Annotated in this window: 12 protein-coding genes and 1 tRNA gene; 3 read left to right on the forward strand and 10 right to left on the reverse strand. The window is 55.5% G+C overall.

Annotation, left to right across the window (positions count from 1 at the left end):
• Positions 1-107 precede the first annotated feature (107 nt).
• The 10 genes from AU511_RS15355 to orn all read right to left on the reverse strand — a co-directional run bounded on the left by AU511_RS15355 (position 108) and on the right by orn (position 11,779).
• Positions 108-1,034 carry a D-2-hydroxyacid dehydrogenase gene (locus AU511_RS15355; RefSeq protein WP_094110206.1) on the reverse strand — a complete coding sequence of 309 codons (927 nt, stop codon included), beginning with the start codon at positions 1,032-1,034 and terminating at the stop codon, positions 108-110.
• A gap of 322 nt (positions 1,035-1,356) precedes the next feature.
• Positions 1,357-1,908, reverse strand: a complete 552-nt coding sequence (locus AU511_RS15360) for a fimbrial protein (protein WP_085653554.1) — start codon at positions 1,906-1,908, stop codon at positions 1,357-1,359.
• A 16-nt stretch (positions 1,909-1,924) separates the two neighbouring features.
• Positions 1,925-2,968 (reverse strand): fimbrial protein, encoded by a 1,044-nt coding sequence (locus AU511_RS15365; RefSeq protein WP_094110207.1) that lies wholly within the window; start codon positions 2,966-2,968, stop codon positions 1,925-1,927.
• A 233-nt stretch (positions 2,969-3,201) separates the two neighbouring features.
• Positions 3,202-3,732 carry a fimbrial protein gene (locus AU511_RS15370; RefSeq protein WP_094101649.1) on the reverse strand — a complete coding sequence of 177 codons (531 nt, stop codon included), beginning with the start codon at positions 3,730-3,732 and terminating at the stop codon, positions 3,202-3,204.
• Between the two features lie 7 nt (positions 3,733-3,739).
• A complete protein-coding gene (locus AU511_RS15375) occupies positions 3,740-4,741 on the reverse strand; it encodes a fimbrial protein (protein ID WP_094101650.1) in 1,002 nt (333 codons plus the stop codon).
• 71 nt (positions 4,742-4,812) lie between these two features.
• Positions 4,813-7,473, reverse strand: a complete 2,661-nt coding sequence (locus tag AU511_RS15380; RefSeq protein ID WP_094101651.1) for a fimbrial biogenesis usher protein — start codon at positions 7,471-7,473, stop codon at positions 4,813-4,815.
• A gap of 112 nt (positions 7,474-7,585) precedes the next feature.
• Positions 7,586-8,251 carry a fimbria/pilus periplasmic chaperone gene (locus AU511_RS15385; protein ID WP_240503862.1) on the reverse strand — a complete coding sequence of 222 codons (666 nt, stop codon included), beginning with the start codon at positions 8,249-8,251 and terminating at the stop codon, positions 7,586-7,588.
• Positions 8,252-8,509: 258 nt separating this feature from the next.
• Positions 8,510-9,061 carry a type 1 fimbrial major subunit FimA gene (fimA, locus tag AU511_RS15390; RefSeq protein WP_094101652.1) on the reverse strand — a complete coding sequence of 184 codons (552 nt, stop codon included), beginning with the start codon at positions 9,059-9,061 and terminating at the stop codon, positions 8,510-8,512.
• 1,917 nt (positions 9,062-10,978) lie between these two features.
• Positions 10,979-11,054 (reverse strand) — tRNA-Gly (locus tag AU511_RS15395).
• A gap of 182 nt (positions 11,055-11,236) precedes the next feature.
• Positions 11,237-11,779: an oligoribonuclease gene (orn, locus tag AU511_RS15400; protein ID WP_094101653.1), complete on the reverse strand. Its 543-nt coding sequence runs from the start codon at positions 11,777-11,779 to the stop codon at positions 11,237-11,239.
• Positions 11,780-11,924: 145 nt separating this feature from the next.
• On the opposite strand from orn, the gene rsgA reads away from it, so the two are divergent.
• The 3 genes from rsgA to mscM all read left to right on the forward strand — a co-directional run.
• Positions 11,925-12,974 (forward strand): small ribosomal subunit biogenesis GTPase RsgA, encoded by a 1,050-nt coding sequence (gene rsgA, locus AU511_RS15405; RefSeq protein WP_094110208.1) that lies wholly within the window; start codon positions 11,925-11,927, stop codon positions 12,972-12,974.
• A gap of 71 nt (positions 12,975-13,045) precedes the next feature.
• Complete coding sequence (gene asd / locus AU511_RS15410) at positions 13,046-13,951, forward strand: archaetidylserine decarboxylase (RefSeq protein ID WP_094110209.1); 906 nt, start codon at positions 13,046-13,048, stop codon at positions 13,949-13,951.
• 27 nt (positions 13,952-13,978) lie between these two features.
• Positions 13,979-15,914, forward strand: a 1,936-nt coding sequence (gene mscM / locus AU511_RS15415) for a miniconductance mechanosensitive channel MscM (RefSeq protein WP_094110210.1), incomplete at its 3' end; no start/stop codon positions are given.

A 15,914-nucleotide genomic window follows, 5' to 3' on the forward strand; every position in this document is an offset into this window, starting at 1 on the left:
ATTCTTAGTTAGGTCATTATGTAATCGCAAAGTGACTATATAACAACCTAAAATAGACGTTATAAAAGCACCTTGGCCCCCGCAGCTTTATCAGACGCCGTGATCGGTTAGTACGCTTGAGTAAATGACACTTCCCCCCGCAAAGGTTCTCGTGCGATAAAACGAGACAGATTACCCACCAGCAATTGCGCCAACAGCGCAGGCACCATCGGGCCAGCCACGTGCGGGCTGATCGTAAGGTGAGGAGTCTGCCAGAAAGGATGCGATTCGGGTAATGGCTCTTGCCTATATACATCCAGTACCGCGCCCGCGATCTGCCCGTGATGAAGCGCGAATAACAGATCGTCCTCCACCACCGCCGTCCCGCGCCCGACATTAATGAACAACGCGGAGGATTTCATCGCCGCAAACACCCCGGCATGATAGATATCCGTAGTCCGGGTCGTGTCCGGAAGTAAATTCACCACGTAGTCGGCTCCGGCCACCACGTTCGGCAAATCCGCCAACGCCGCCACGTGTTTGAAATGGGGCAACGACCGCGGCGTATTGACGATACCAAACAGTTTGACGCCAAAGGGTTGCAGGAAGTCGGCCACTTCACCGCCGATGTCTCCGGCTCCGACAATCAGCACCTGTCGGCCAGCCAGCGACCCCGGCAGACGCGGCTGCCAGCGGCGCTGACACTGATTCTCACGCCGTTCCTCCAGATGCAATTCATGTCGAAGTAGATAGGCCAGCACATATTCGGCAATGGGCTGACCGAACACGCCCACCGCGCGAGTCAGGCGATAGTCACGCGGCAACCCTTGCGCTAGATAAGGTTTGAAACCGGCCCAGGTCGATTGCAGCCACTGAGGACGCACGCCCTGCGCCAATAGCGGAACAGCCTGCTTCGGCTCCCCGACCCAGATGTCGTATTGCGCCGCCTGAGCGACGGAGCCATCGGAGGTCACCAATTCAATGTCTGACGCTGCATGACGCAGGGCGCTTTTGATTTCATCAGCACGGGAGTCCAATATCAGCAGAGAGGTCATCATCAGATTCCTTATCAAGTAGAGGGGACGCGTCGTTGCCCTGGGGCTATCGCACGCCATGCGTCACAAGCCGCCTCGTTCATGTGAGAAGGCGCACGCCATCGAAAGATGGCCAGACGCCAACAAGCATGAGAGCGCTTGCGCGTTCTGAGAGCGGCAAACGTCTTAAACCTTATGCCATTAACGCCGGGGAGACCAGAGCCGCTTCGGCGTCACGTACGCCCCCGGCAGGCAGGCGGAGACAGGACACGGGCGGGAAGAGAAAAGCGGGAACACAGAGCGGTCACGGTCGGACCGGCGGCGACGCCGCCGTCGGTCGCGCTTACAGATAATTCAAGGTAAAGGTTACATCGCCGTTGGCGGTGCCTGCGGTGACGCTGCTTTGCGTCGCGATATATTGACCATAGAACACCAGCTGCGCATTGCTGGCGCCGGCAGTGAGCGGATATTGCTCGCTGGCGTTGCCAAGCGGGATGCGTTGACGATCCTTATCCAGAATGGCGATCCCCACATGCGTCGCGGTGCTCCCCGAGTTGAGCGCCAGCAGCGTCGAATCGTTCGTATCCGCCGTGCCGGAGAAGGTGGCGGTGACCGAAGACGCCGCCGAACCGCAGCTTTCCAAGTTCACTACGAATCGCACCGGGGCCGCGCCTGTCTTATTGACGGCGAACTGCTTGGTCGCCAGCGTGCCCATATTCACGGTTTGCTCCTGCGACCCCACGCTGACCGCACAGCTGTTGGACAGCAGCGTCGCGCTGAACTGGAGGTTGGTCGATCCCAGATCCGCGCGAGCGGACGGTAAACATCCCCACAGCCCAACGGCCTGCGCGATGAAAGCGGCGGTGGCGAGACGGCAAAAATTATTCGGCGACATGAATATTATCCCTCCCTTAATCGAAATCGACGCGCAGGTAGGCCAACGCGGTGACGACGCCCGCCTGCGGCGTATTGCCGGTCACACTGACCGGATAAGCTTTCACCGTGACGTTGGCGCTTTGATTACCGTCCAGCGTGAAAGGCAGTACGCTGGAGATATCGTTAGGCGTCAGCGCACTGTCGCTGCTATTGGTCACGACAAAACCGACGTCGCTGTTATTCGAGACAATCGCATTGCCCGACACCGTATCGGCCTGCACGCGCAGCGACAAATTGGACTGGGCCTCAATGCCATTGCAGGCAATCGCGATCGTGCGGGTCACGGCGCTGACGCCGTCAGGCTTGGCACCCGCGGTTTTGAACGCGCCGGTGGAGATATTGCCGAAGTCGATGGAGACCACCTGTCCAGCATTCAATTCACAGCTTTGCGGCACCGTCACCGTGCCGCTCAGGTATCCGACCACGAGCGGAGAGCCGGTGCCCTGTCCCGTTCCGCCCTGATTGCCGTATAAGTAAAAAATCGGGATAGACGGCAACGTCGTCATGCCGACAAACTTGCGTTTAATACGGAAACTGACCTGTACACGACTGCCCGTCGTCGCCGTCCCGCCGCACTTACCATTGCAGTTATTTGATAAGTCGGTAAACGGAACATTATGGTAAGTACTACCGCCGGAAGCGTTGTAGACATACATCTGCGAGGCAACCTGCAAATAATCATTGCCGGTGATGTCGTACCAGTTGGCGGAGCCGTCCGAGAAAGAGTAACTCAGCGCCGAACCGGCCTGAGCGGTGTAGTAAACGGTGTCTTTGTTATTGCACCCCCCGCTGATCACATAGGAGCCGCTGTCCGACTTCTGATTCCAGCCAGTGGTGTAACCGACATAGTTTTGCTGCGAGGAAAAATTGAAATTAAAGTCATAATTCACTGGCGAGCCAGTTGCCGTATTACACAACGTGGCAAAGGTTGTCGGGGAAAAAAAAACGCCCGCCGCCAAACATAGCCATCCAAGCTGTTTTTTTACGCGTTCGATGAGTGTCGCCACCGTCAGGTTCATCAATATTCGTCCTTATCGTCGTTATCTTTCAGTCTGCGGGAGATGCATCACGTGATTGCCGTTCCCGGCAAGAAAGCAGGACGGCGATTCCCGTCCCGTCAATGCCCAGCCCTATGGGAGCTCTGAGCATGAAGTCGCCGCGCCGGCGCATGTCGTTATGGCTAAAGACAACGATGGTCCCGCCGTTCGTACATCAAGGGCGCGGTCTTTTCCCTATGCGTTTTCAGACGCGGTTACTGATAGGTCAGCGTGAAAGTCGCGTCGCCATTGGCCGTACCCGCAGTCACGCTACTCTGCGTCGCCACGTACTGGCCGTAAAACACCAGTTGCACGCTGCTGGCATTGGCGGTCAGCGCATACTGCTCGCTGGCGTTGCCAAGCGAGATGCGGTTGCGATTTTTATCCAAAATCGCAATCCCGACGTTGGCTGCGGTGCTGCTGCTGTTCAGCGCCAGCAGCGTCGCATCATCTTTATTCGCCGTACCGGTGAAGGTGGTGGAGACGGCGCTGGCGGACGCGCCGCAGTTCTCCAGATCGAGGGTGAAACGCACTGGCGTCAGCGCTCGGGAGCCTCCTTCAAAGAACTGTTTCGTCGCCACCGAGCCAAGATTGACCGTTTTGTCCTGCGAAGCAGTACTGACCGAACAGGTGTTCGACGTCAGATTGCCATTGATCTGGATATACGAGTCATAGGCGGAGGCAACCGGCGAACCGGCCATGATACTGAGCGCCACGCTCCCCAGAATTACTCGATAAATTGTCATAATGGCCTCACTGATAGGAGAACGTCACACCGACCAGACCGTTGGCCGTTCCCGCGGTCATATCGCCGGTTCGCACATATCTGAACATGAGCGGAACCGTCACAGACTGCCCCTGAGTGGAAATATCGGCGATGGTGAACTGGTTGGTGTTCCCCTTACTGGAGTCGTCCGGCCCCAGACTCACCGGTGTGGAGCTGCCGTTATAATACGCCTGAATGCCGATGCCTTTAGCCGTTGAGCCGCTGGTCAGCCCGATGATGTTGCTGGTATTCGCGGTATTGCTCTGGTCGGAGATCGTCGCCGCCACGTGGATGCCCGTATCGCAGGACAACCCGATAGACGTCGATTTCGCCGCCGACTGGCTGCCCACGGAGGGCAGGTTGCCGGTAGAGACATTCCCCATGTCAATCACGCGATTCGCGCCGGACTGCACGGTACAACCGGTCGCGGCAACGGTAATCTGGGTCTGGGCGATTTTGATGTATGCGGAGTCGGTAGCGGAGCCGTCGGAGCCATAACATTGCACGATCGCAATATTCTGCGCAGCCAACGTTGTCGTCCCGGTCTGTAAGTGACCGGTGGTTTTGACCAACGTGACCTTACCGTAGCCACCGATGCCGTTATACGGCACGGTGTTGGTCCCCGGGGCCGGATACCACTGGTTTTGCGTCGTCGTCAACGCGGAATAGTTCGTGGCGTTCGAATCCTTCACGCCCACCACCAAGCCGATGCCCGGCGTGCCGGAGTCGTAAATAATGTAATTCACGCCGCTGATAGTCGTCGTTAATCCCGTGTTTGGACGTACGGCGGAGACATAAGCTTTGGCCGTGGCCTTGCTTGAGTTGTTACACATATAGACGTTTTTGTTGCTCGCCGACCAAGCCGGGCCGATCTGCTGACCGACGGACACGTCATCCGCCGGGCCGGTATAGCTGATTGCCCCGCTGAAAGTCAGCGTCAGATCGCTGCCACATTCACCGATAAGGGGAAACGCCAGTAAGGGCAACATGATAGAAAGCCGTTTCAGCCACCCAGTTCTTCTAGCCGTCCGAAGCGATTTCGATGTTGTTAATTGACGCATTATTGGCACCTCACTTTGGCATAACTAATCGCTTTCGTTGCACTATCTTCCGGCAGTGAATAAGGAACAACGCACTGTTCAGTCGTCGCATCGCCCCACTTCACGTTGAGTTTGCCCGTGGACGGCAAACCGGATAAATAGACCTGGCCATTATCGCCGACGATGCTGTCGGAGCGGCCGTCATTAGTTGAAACCGCAGACCCGAACGGCATCGGCTGTCCGTCAGACCGGATCAGCGTCAACAGCGCGCGTGAACCGATGTGCGTTTTGAATTCGGCGCGCACCAACGCCCCTTGAGTCGGCACCACGTTCACAACGGCGTCATCCAGATCGGCGTTATCCTTCAGCGTGGCGGTATCAAGAGCAATACGGTTGCGGTGGTAGGTCATCGCGTAGGGAATGACAGCGTAGCCGCGCCAGTCGGTGCTCACACCGGTCACGCTTTCTACGTTAACGCCGCTGGCGCCCGGCGCTTTAATCAATACGTTGGTGGCCCCCAGCGGCTGGCTTAGCGTGAGGCCGCTGTCATGCGCCACAATGCCGCCGCTCAGGCCGTAGTTGACCTGACGGTATCTCTTACCGTAGTTGTAGCCAACGTTGGAGTTGCCGTGGCGTCCCTGATAGTTCAGGTTGGCATAGCCGCTGCCGCCGACACCGTGATTGCCGTAGCCTTGCAGCACGCTGTAGTTCAGGTTGTTATCTTCCAACAACGTGCCGTTAATACCGGCCTGATGCGTTGTCTGTCCGTGCCAGTCGGTATTCGCCGCATAGGTGGCATAGGCCGCGTTACCCGAGCGGGTGATATCCGACTCTTTGCCGCCGCCGGACAACCATTGTCCAATAGGAATGGAAACGTTGAAGGCGGCGCGTTTGTCTGGCTCCACCAGTCCGGGACTTTTGTTGTAGTTGAAGGACAGGCTGTAACTCACCCCCTTCAAGTGACCGCTGTACCCCAACTGCCACAATGAGTTGGTGTCATTGGTACGCCAGTAGGTTTGGCGGCTGCCGCTCAGGAAAACAGATCCGTAATCGCCGAGCTGCTGGGTGATGTTGACCTGAATACGCCCTTTACGGTTGTAGTTAAGGTTGTAGTAATTGTTGTACTCCACCGTTGGGTCAATCAGTCCGTCATCGGTATCGTAGTTCGTGCCAACCATGCGGCGATAGCTGGTTTCATCGAGCGTGTAGTAGCCCTGCGTGGAGTAGCGGTAGCCCAGTAGTTGGAAGTTGGTGCCGACGGTGTTCAACGACTTGGCGTACAGGAAGCGCATTGACTGCCCTTGATGACGGCTGTCATCCGCCAGCTTACTGTATGCTTGAGTGACATCCGCCGACAGCGCGCCCCAGTCCCCAAGGTTTTTACCGGCGCCGATCGCACCCGCCTGATATTTCTTCGCCACCTGCGTACCGCCATACAGCGTGAAGCCGCCGGGCAGACCCCAGATCGCCGTACCTTGCCCGAACTCGGGCTTTTCCTGCTGGGTATAGTTGCTGCGGTATTTACCTGCGGTCACCGCGTATTTCACGCGCCCTTCGCGCTGTAATACCGGCACCGCCGAGTAGGGCACGCTGAAGGTGCTGGAGCTGTTGTCACTTTCCGTCACCGTTACCACCATATCCCCGCTGGAGGAGGTCGGGTAAAGGTCGGTGATGGCGAATGCGCCCGGCGCAACGTAAGACTGATAAATGATAAAGCCGTTCTGCCGGATCGTGACGCGGGCATTGCTTTTCGCGACGCCGCGGATGGTGGGGGCGAATCCGCGCATGCTGTCCGGCAGCATATTATCGTCTGACGCTAGCTGCGCGCCGCGAAAGCCCAACGTATCGAACACATCGCCCGGCGTATTGCTGTCGCCTAGGGTAAGTTCGCCTTTAAGCGGAATAATCGCGTGCTGTAAATACGTATTAATATGCTGCCAGTCGCGCGTATGCCGCCCCTCAAAGCTGTAGTAGCTCCAGGTGGAGTAATCCCGCAGGCGCCATCCGCGCCAGTTAAGGCCGCTGTTCAGATTGAGGAAGTAGTTGTTGCTGTCGTCGTCGCCGGAGCTATTGCTACCGGTGAAGTCATAGTTCAGCAGCGCGGCGGAGATGCCGTCATCCCACTGTTCCGGCGGAATGTAGCCGCGGCCGCTGTTATTGAGCGAAGCTTGAGGCAGGCTGATATTCAGGCGTTGCAGTTCGAAATCAAACGTTATATGGGAGTCGGGGATGATGCGCGTCAGCGCTACGCACTCCTGCCCCGCGCTACCAGCGGCGGCCGGGAAGGCCGACATGTTGACGTTGAGCGACTCAACCTGCGAGTGGGTAATGCAGGGCACCAGCCCCGTATCGTCCGACTCGTGTTCGAGCGGCGTTACACCAGCGGCTGTCGGTTTGCGCGCATCAAACCGGATATTCCGTGTTTCGACGAATTCATCGTTCACATAGACATCGACGTGATAGACCCCCGGCACCTGCCCTTTTCCCTGCTCGAACCGCGACAAATCCGCCACCGCCGAAGGATCGCTGGATAAGAACGCCGGGTTAAAGAATAGTTCGGCATAAGCGCCGGCCGAAGGTAATGCTACGCATAACGCGATCGCCCGGCACAGCGGCGACAACCGCCATAACGGCGTGGCGCGCGACTGTCTGAAATGGGGCTTCCGATATAATGGCCGCATATGAAAAACTCCTGAAAAAAAAACTCCTGAAAAAAGTGACGGAAAGCAACCTGAAGGGTATGCACCCTCCTTTTTCATGCCCGGTTCGCGATTTGCCGTTCACTGTTCGGCGCTATTGCATGACGCCGGTAACGCGAGCGCTGTTGGCCCCATAGTCGTTAATTGACTGGAAGAACACCTGGCCACTTGCATCGGTAGGCAACGCAACGGTGACATTTCCTTTGGGCGGCGCCATGGTGTTAGGCAGTTTTCGGGTACCAAGGTTGAAGTTCACTAACGTGACGAAATAAGGCGTTGGGTTGGTGATGATGAGGCTATCGCCCTGACGATGAAACCGCAGATGCGTGGGTGCTTCGGCCGGGCTTTCTGGCAGGCCGACGGGGCGGACGAACAGTTTGATGCGGGAGAGAACCGCCAATTGCAGAACGTTTTTATCCTGAATATCTTTGCGATCGACGGACGGAATCGCCTTAACGTTCATCCAGAACACCGATTCACGATCGGTCGGCAAAGGCGCGCCGACGTACATAATGCGTAAAATGTTTTCGCCCGATGGTTTGGCGACGAACAGCGGCGGCGTGACCACAAAGGCCTCGCTTTTCTTGCCCGTCGTATCTTCCACCCAAGACTGAATAAGAAATGGACTTTTGGTATCCGTATTGGTCACGCCCAAAGAGGTTTGGGTCGCACCGGCAGAATAGATCACCCTCGTCGCGCCCAGCGCCACGCCCCCGGCCTGCGCCGCCAGCGGAATGACGGTTAAAACGGACAGGGCCATACCGGCCAAAGCGCGGCGGAAAAAAGTTGAATTAAGCACGCTAAACTCCATGTACGAAAATGACTGATTGACAGCTACGGGTTGAGCATTACGCGCGAGGTCGAATTACGTCAGACGCTAAATCCGCCTCCGCTAACACGGCAGATGTCGGTACAGAAACGCGGAACCGGCGTTGGTTTGTCGCAACGTCGTTTCCACAAAAAGTCAAAAATGGCGCCCTCCCTGGCGGCCATAACGCTTCCCTGCCTGCGTGAGTAGTTATTCGTACTGCATGGTAAAGGTGGCATCCGCATCCGCTTCGCCAGGGGTTACGGTAGCCAGAGTCGATTTATAGCGAGCGTTGAAGTTCAGGGTGTTGCTACCGGTGATCAGCGTCTGCGGGCTAGAGAAAGCGGCGCCGGTCGGGGACAGCACGGTGCCTTTGCTATCAGAAATTTCGATACCTACGCCAGCTGCCGAACCGGAGCTGCCGCCGCTGATGTTGCTGGTGGACAATACGGTGCTGTCGTTACCATCGGCAGATCCGCTAAAAGCGACGGCGGCTGTCGTGGAAACGGTAGGATCGCAATCTTCAAGTTTGATCGTGAAAGGTACCTTACCGGAGTAAGCCCCTACCGCAGTAAAGTTCGCGGTACGATACTGTCCGAGGTTAACCGTCTGGTTAGAAGAGGTTGAGCTGACCGCACAAGCCGCATTCACGATCTGGCCTGTAAAGTGTACGGTACCACCGGCAACGGTCGTCGCAGCGCTGGCATAACCGGCTGACAGAATAGACGCGCCGATTAAGGCGCCGAGTAGAGTTTTACGCATAGTCACTATTCCTTATTACCAATATTAAGGCTATGTAAATAGTCTAAGAGTGTGATTTTTTAAACACAGGGGTATTTCCCGCCCGCCGGAACCTCTGCATCATGAATATAAAGGCACGCCACGAGGACGTGACTTTATATAAAGACAGAAGCGGCAAGACTAAGAAATCATTGCAAATGGAGAATTTCCCCTGCCCTTTGAGTATTTTCTAAAATTAATAAATCGCGAGATTTAACAAAAACTTGCTTAACTCAGGACAAAACCCATACATTAAGCAGAACGAGCACAAACAAAAAGAATAAAAAACCAAAAAAACAATAACTGACAGAATAAAGAATGGAATAATGGGGTTCTCATCGGCATTCCGCAGGTTTTAAGAACAAATAAAACATTGCACATGAACACCCATGTTGATTTATTGTTTTAAATTAACAACCAATGCATAATCGACACAAAGAATAATGGCGAATTAATAAGCAAACGATGCGTCAATATGAAAATATCCTTACTATTGAGTAATACGCTTAATAGGAAAATACGATAAGACAAAGAGGAGAGCGCTGAGGCAGACTTAAAGAATAAAAATAAACGGAATGTCTGATGAGAATGGCGGGGAAAAGGCTATTTATCCTGGCGGTTCCGCGAGTCTGTCGTTAACGCTATTTCTCATCTCGACGAGATGCAGAGCATATTGTTTGCATAGCTCGTGGGATTTTAAATACGACTCCGGGTGATGCATCACCCGCGACAAATAAGATAACACCTTGTTATTAATAGATAAAAAAACAACACAGCTTGACGCACGCAGTGTTACGCCCCGCTTTACGCTATACCATCACGCCTGCCCATCCGACGCTAAGAGAGGCGCTCCTGCTCTGAGGTCATCCCCCTGCTGAAAAGAGAGTGGCTACCCGAATATCATGCCATTCCCAAGTAAAAATAAGGGAGGATAAAATAACTCAGAATTCCTCACCCGAATATTCTGATTATTTTGAAGGCGGTTATCATGGTTCAGTCGTTGTTTTCGTGACACCCTGAACATTTAATAAACAACGCCGATGCAATAGCAGATAATCATATTTACCCTCAGCATTTATACCCCATAGCGCCTCATAACATCTATTCTGGGACGACTATTTATAAACCTAATTATTTACAACTTAAAATAGGAGTGAAGAACCCCCTGTCGGAACCGTTATTGCCGGTAAAAACACAACGATGATTATGTGTTATCACCGTTTTAATAACGTATTCCCTATGGTGCTGGGAACATGATGACATGGCCAAAATAATTTCATTAGCATACTAATAAGCTGAAAGTCGATCGGATGCAGGCGAAATGGAGTAATACCTTATTTTTTTCTTGCTATGCGACGAAGAATAAGCCCCCTTGATGACTTCTTTTCAACTATCCCCGAATGCGAGCCACCCTAATAAGGCTCATATTATGACGGATATTAAATACCAAGAGTAAGGCGCAGCCCAATCCCTGGCAGTGCCGCATCTCGTCTCCCGTTGATATGTGGTGTTCCTCACAGGAGCGCTGAGCGGCGTATTATCTCCCAGCGAAGAAGTATCAGGTATCGTAACAGTCCCGCGTGAGCGGAGGTCTCGGACCGGTAGGTTTCCAGGGAACGTTGCATTTGATGACGGCGGATGAAACAGGGTGATGACTCAATGCGTCAAGCAGCAGATCTGCCACTGACGTTGCAGTAATTCAAGGCAATTTCCCGTCCAGTGAAAAATGCATGTTCTGAACACATTGGATAATGTTTCGTCATTGCCGATTTTCACGCGCAACGTCGATGTAGCTGGAGCAAGTTTTATTCTTAGTGGATTTTTCTGGAGGATAAAAAAGCAATTGATGTGTTGAATCAGAGAACGACAGACTTTGGTGACTGTCTATAGAAGAAGAATTGGAGCGGGAAACGAGACTCGAACTCGCGACCCCGACCTTGGCAAGGTCGTGCTCTACCAACTGAGCTATTCCCGCTTGGGTGGTGCTGCCAGTACCGAAATTTCTTTGCCGGTACGGGGAGCGCATTATACGAGGAAAGTTTGGCGGCGCAACCCCTGAAACGTAATTTTCTTCTAACCGAGTAGAAAAACGCCAGATTGAGGAAAATATCGCCGCGGCGGGTGTTTTTCCATCGCGGCGCGCTTCCGTCTAACACATTACAGTTGGATAAAATGCTCGCGGTAGTAGGCCAGCTCAGCGACCGACTCACGGATGTCGTCCAGCGCCTGATGCGTGTTTTGCTTTTTGAAGCCGGTCAGAATCTCCGGTTTCCAGCGGCGCGCCAGCTCTTTCAACGTGCTGACATCCAGATAGCGATAGTGGAAGTAGGATTCCAGTTCCGGCATGTAGCGGAACAGAAAACGGCGATCCTGCCCCACGCTGTTGCCGCAAATCGGCGACTTGCCTTCCGGCACCCACTGGCGCAGAAACGCGATCGTCTCCTGCGCGGCGGCGTTCTCATCATACGTGCTCGCCTTCACGCGTTCGACCAACCCGCTGCCGGTGTGCGTACGCACATTCCATTCATCCATCAGCGCGAGTTGGCTGTCCGGCTGATGAACCGCCAACGTGGGGCCTTCAGCCAGTATGTTCAGGTGCGCGTCGGTCACCAGCGTCGCAATTTCGATGATGCGATCGCGTTCCGGATCGAGTCCCGTCATTTCCAGATCGATCCAGATCAGATTATTTTCGTTTACCATTTTGTCGCTATTCCTGTAGGGCTTTTCGTCCCGCCGCGGACGTGGCTTCGCAGACACGCTCGGCATCGGTTAATTAAAGTCAAATAGGGTGTATTATAGGCATATCTCATGTCATGAGCGATAACCACGAATCTAGAGAGGTTGAGTGAGCAAAAAGAAACTGTCAAAAGGTCAGCAACGTCGGGTCAGCGCGAATCATCAGCGCCGCCTTAAGCATGCAGACAGTAAAATCGAGTGGGATGACAGCCAACTGGGCGACGCTCAGGAAGGCACCATCATCAGCCGCTTCGGCATGCATGTCGACGTGGAGGCCACAGACGGTACGCAACGTCGCTGTAATATCCGTCGTACCATAAAGTCGCTGGTCACCGGCGACAAGGTCGTCTGGCGCCCCGGCAATGAAACGCTGGGCGGCATCAGCGGCATCGTAGAAGCGGTTCATCCACGCGAGTCAGTCCTGACGCGTCCGGACTTTTACGACGGCGTCAAACCTATCGCCGCCAACATCAATCAAATCGTGATTGTCTCCGCCATCCTTCCCGAGCTGTCCATCAACATCATTGACCGTTATCTGGTGGCCTGCGAAACGCTGGAAGTTGAACCGCTCATCGTACTGAACAAAATCGATTTGCTGGATGAAGAATCGCTTAAATTCGTCGACGAAGTCATGGATATCTACCGTGCGCTGCATTATCGGGTACTGATGGTCTCCAGCAAAACCGGCGGCGGCATGAAGGCACTGGAAACCGCGTTGACCAATCGCGTCAGCATCTTTGCCGGTCAGTCTGGCGTCGGTAAGTCCAGCCTGCTCAACGCCCTGCTCTACCCCGAAGAAGGCAAGATCCTGGTCAACGAGGTATCCGATAACTCCGGACTGGGGCAACACACGACGACCGCGGCCCGCATGTACCACTTCCCGCACGGCGGCGACGTCATCGACTCCCCCGGCGTGCGGGAATTCGGCCTATGGCACCTCGACCCCGAACAGGTGACGCAGGGGTTCATCGAGTTCCGCGACTATCTAGGCAGCTGTAAATTCCGCGATTGCAAACATGACACCGATCCCGGCTGCGCCATTCGAGCCGCGTTGGAGCGCGGAGAAATCGCACCCGAGCGTTTTGATAACTACCATCGCATCCTTGAAAGCCTGTCTCAGGTAAAAACGCGTAAATCCTTTTCCGATTCGGATAACTGACATTTATTGTCACCATCGCTACAATGCGCCGCTTTTGGTATTGGCGCATCACAACACCCAAGAGGCTCACTGTGCTGGATAGAATCAAGATCGCTTTACAACATCTGTTGCCGAAAATCTGGCTGACCCGGCTCGCTGGCTGGGGAGCCGAACGACGCGGAGGCGCGCTCACCAAGCTGGTGATCGACCTGTTCGTTCGCGTTTACCGCGTCAATATGCAGGAAGCCCAGCAGCCGGACACCGCAACTTATCCGACGTTCAACGAATTCTTCACGCGCCCCCTGCGTCCCGGCGCTCGCCCGGTCGATCCGCACGATCACCGCCTGATTCAGCCCGCTGACGGCGCGATCTCTCAGTTAGGGGCGATCGAAAACGACACGCTGTTGCAGGCAAAGAATCACACCTATTCATTAGAAGCCCTACTGGCGGGCAACTACATGATGGCGGACCACTTCCGTGATGGCCTGTTCGTCACCACCTACCTGTCGCCCAAGGATTACCACCGCGTGCATATGCCGTGCGACGGTACGCTGCGCGAGATGATTTATGTGCCAGGCGACCTGTTTTCAGTCAATCCGCTGACCGCCGCCAACGTACCCAACCTGTTCGCCCGTAACGAACGCGTGATCTGCCTGTTCGATACCGAATTTGGTCCGATGGCGCAGATTCTGGTGGGAGCGACCATCGTCGGCAGTATCGAAACCGTGTGGGCCGGCACCGTGACGCCGCCGCGTGAAGGCATCATCAAGCGCTGGACCTACCCTGCAGCGGGAGAGACGGGCGCGATCACGCTTGATAAAGGCGAAGAGATGGGACAGTTCAAACTCGGTTCTACCGTGATCAACCTGTTTGCCGCAGGCAAAGTACAGCTGATGACCAATCTGTCCAGTCAAAGCGTCACCCGTATGGGTGAACCCCTCGCGGAAGCCACGAGCGAGGACGCCGTCGTCCCTACGACAGCAGGAAATACGCCTTAAACCGCGACATTGTAGAGGTAAGTTAGCGTGCGTCTGATACTGATCTTTCTACTGGGATGCCTGCTATCCGCGCCGGCGCTGACCGCCCAGCTTCCCAGCGAGGCCCAGCTGCGGCAGGATTTACAGCAGGCGGAAGCGAACAAGTCACAGCCGAATCAAGCAGATATCGTCAAAGAGCTGCAATCCGCTCTGCGTATGTTGGATGAGCGCAAAGGCGCTCTCGAACGGGTGGATCAGTATCAGCGTGTGATCGAGGATTTCCCCCGCCTCACACGCGGGCTGCGTCAGGCGCTGGCGGCGGAAGACGCCAAATCGACGCCCGCCGTCCACAATCTTTCCGTCAATGAACTCGAACAGCAGATCGTTCAAACCAGTAGCCAACTGCTGGAACAATCTCGCCAGCAGCAGTTGGAGCAGGATCGCTTGCGGGAAATCAGCGACTCGCTGGCCCAGCTGCCACAGCAACAGTCGGAAGCCAGTCGCGCGCTCAACGACGTCGAACGCCGGATCCAAACGCAAGGCACTGCCGCCACGCCGCTCGCGCGGGCCCAGCTTGCTTCGTTGCAGGCGGAAGCCGCGCTGAGCAAAAGCCGGGTCGATGAGTTGGAGCTGGCACAGCTGTCCGCCAACAATCGCCAGGAGCTTTCCCGTCTGCGAGCGGAGCTTTTCAAGAAACAGCGGGACGACCTGGACGAACAGTTGCAAACCCTGCGTAGCACGCTCAACGGCATGCGCCAGCGCGAAGCCGAAGAAGCGCTGGAACGCACCGAGCTGTTGGCCGAGCAAAGCGGCAACCTGCCCTCGGCTATCTCCAGCAAGCTGCAGGTGAACCGTGAATTGTCCGTGGCATTGAATCAGCAGGCGCAGCGCATGGACCTCATCGCCTCGCAGCAACGGCAGGCCACTTCGCAAACGCTACAGGTGCGTCAGGCGCTCAGCACGCTGCGCGAACAGGCCCAGTGGCTCGGATCGTCTACCGCACTAGGCGAAACGCTGCGGGCGCAGGTCGCCCGACTGCCGGAAATGCCAAAGCCCCAACTGCTGGATGGCGATATGACCCAGCTACGGGTGCAGCGTCTGCAGTACGAAGATACGTTCTCCAAGCTGCCGAAAAGCGAGCAGGCGCAGCAGGATGACGGTTCGCCGCTCACCGCCTCCCAGCAGAAGATCTTTAACGATCAGCTACGTACCCAGCGCGAGCTGCTGACCTCGTTGATTTCTGGCTGCGACACACAGATTCTGGAGCTGACCAAGCTGAAGGTCGCCAGTAATCAGCTCGAAGACGCCCTGATTGAGATCCGCGAAGCCGCCCACCGCTACTTGTTCTGGGTGGCGGATGTCGACCCGCTGACGCTCTCTTACCCGCTTCAGCTGGTGCAAGATCTCTCTCGCCTCCTGTCTTTGGATACGCTGACGCAGCTCAGCAGCGCCACAGTGATGATGGTGACCAGTTGGAGTACGTTGCTGCCGTTGATCGGCGCACTACTGTTGGTCGCAGTCAGCATCAGCTCGCGTCGCCACTATCATGCATTCCTGGAGCGCGCCAGCGGACGCGTGGGAAAAGTGACGCTCGACCACTTCATGCTAACGCTGCGCACCGTATTCTGGTCGGTGATGGTCGCCATTCCGCTGCCGATCCTATGGGCGGCCTTGGGCTATGGACTGCAAAATGCGTGGCCCTATCCGGTCGCCGTCGCTATCGGCGATAGCGTCACCGCCACCGTGCCGTTGATGTGGGTCGTGATGATCAGCGCCTCGTTCGCGCACCGTCAGGGCCTGTTCATCGTGCATTTCGGCTGGTCGCCTAAGCGGGTGGAGCGAGCGATGCGCTACTACCGGCTCTCCATCGGTCTGATCGTGCCCCTGATCATGGCGCTGATAACCTTCGATAATCTCAACGATCGTCAATTTTCCAGCACGCTGGGACGCCTCTGTTTCATTCTGCTGTGCCTGGCGCTCAGCC

Origin of the sequence: Lonsdalea iberica (genome assembly GCF_002111585.1) — a bacterium.
In the GTDB taxonomy this organism is placed as follows: domain Bacteria; phylum Pseudomonadota; class Gammaproteobacteria; order Enterobacterales; family Enterobacteriaceae; genus Lonsdalea; species Lonsdalea iberica.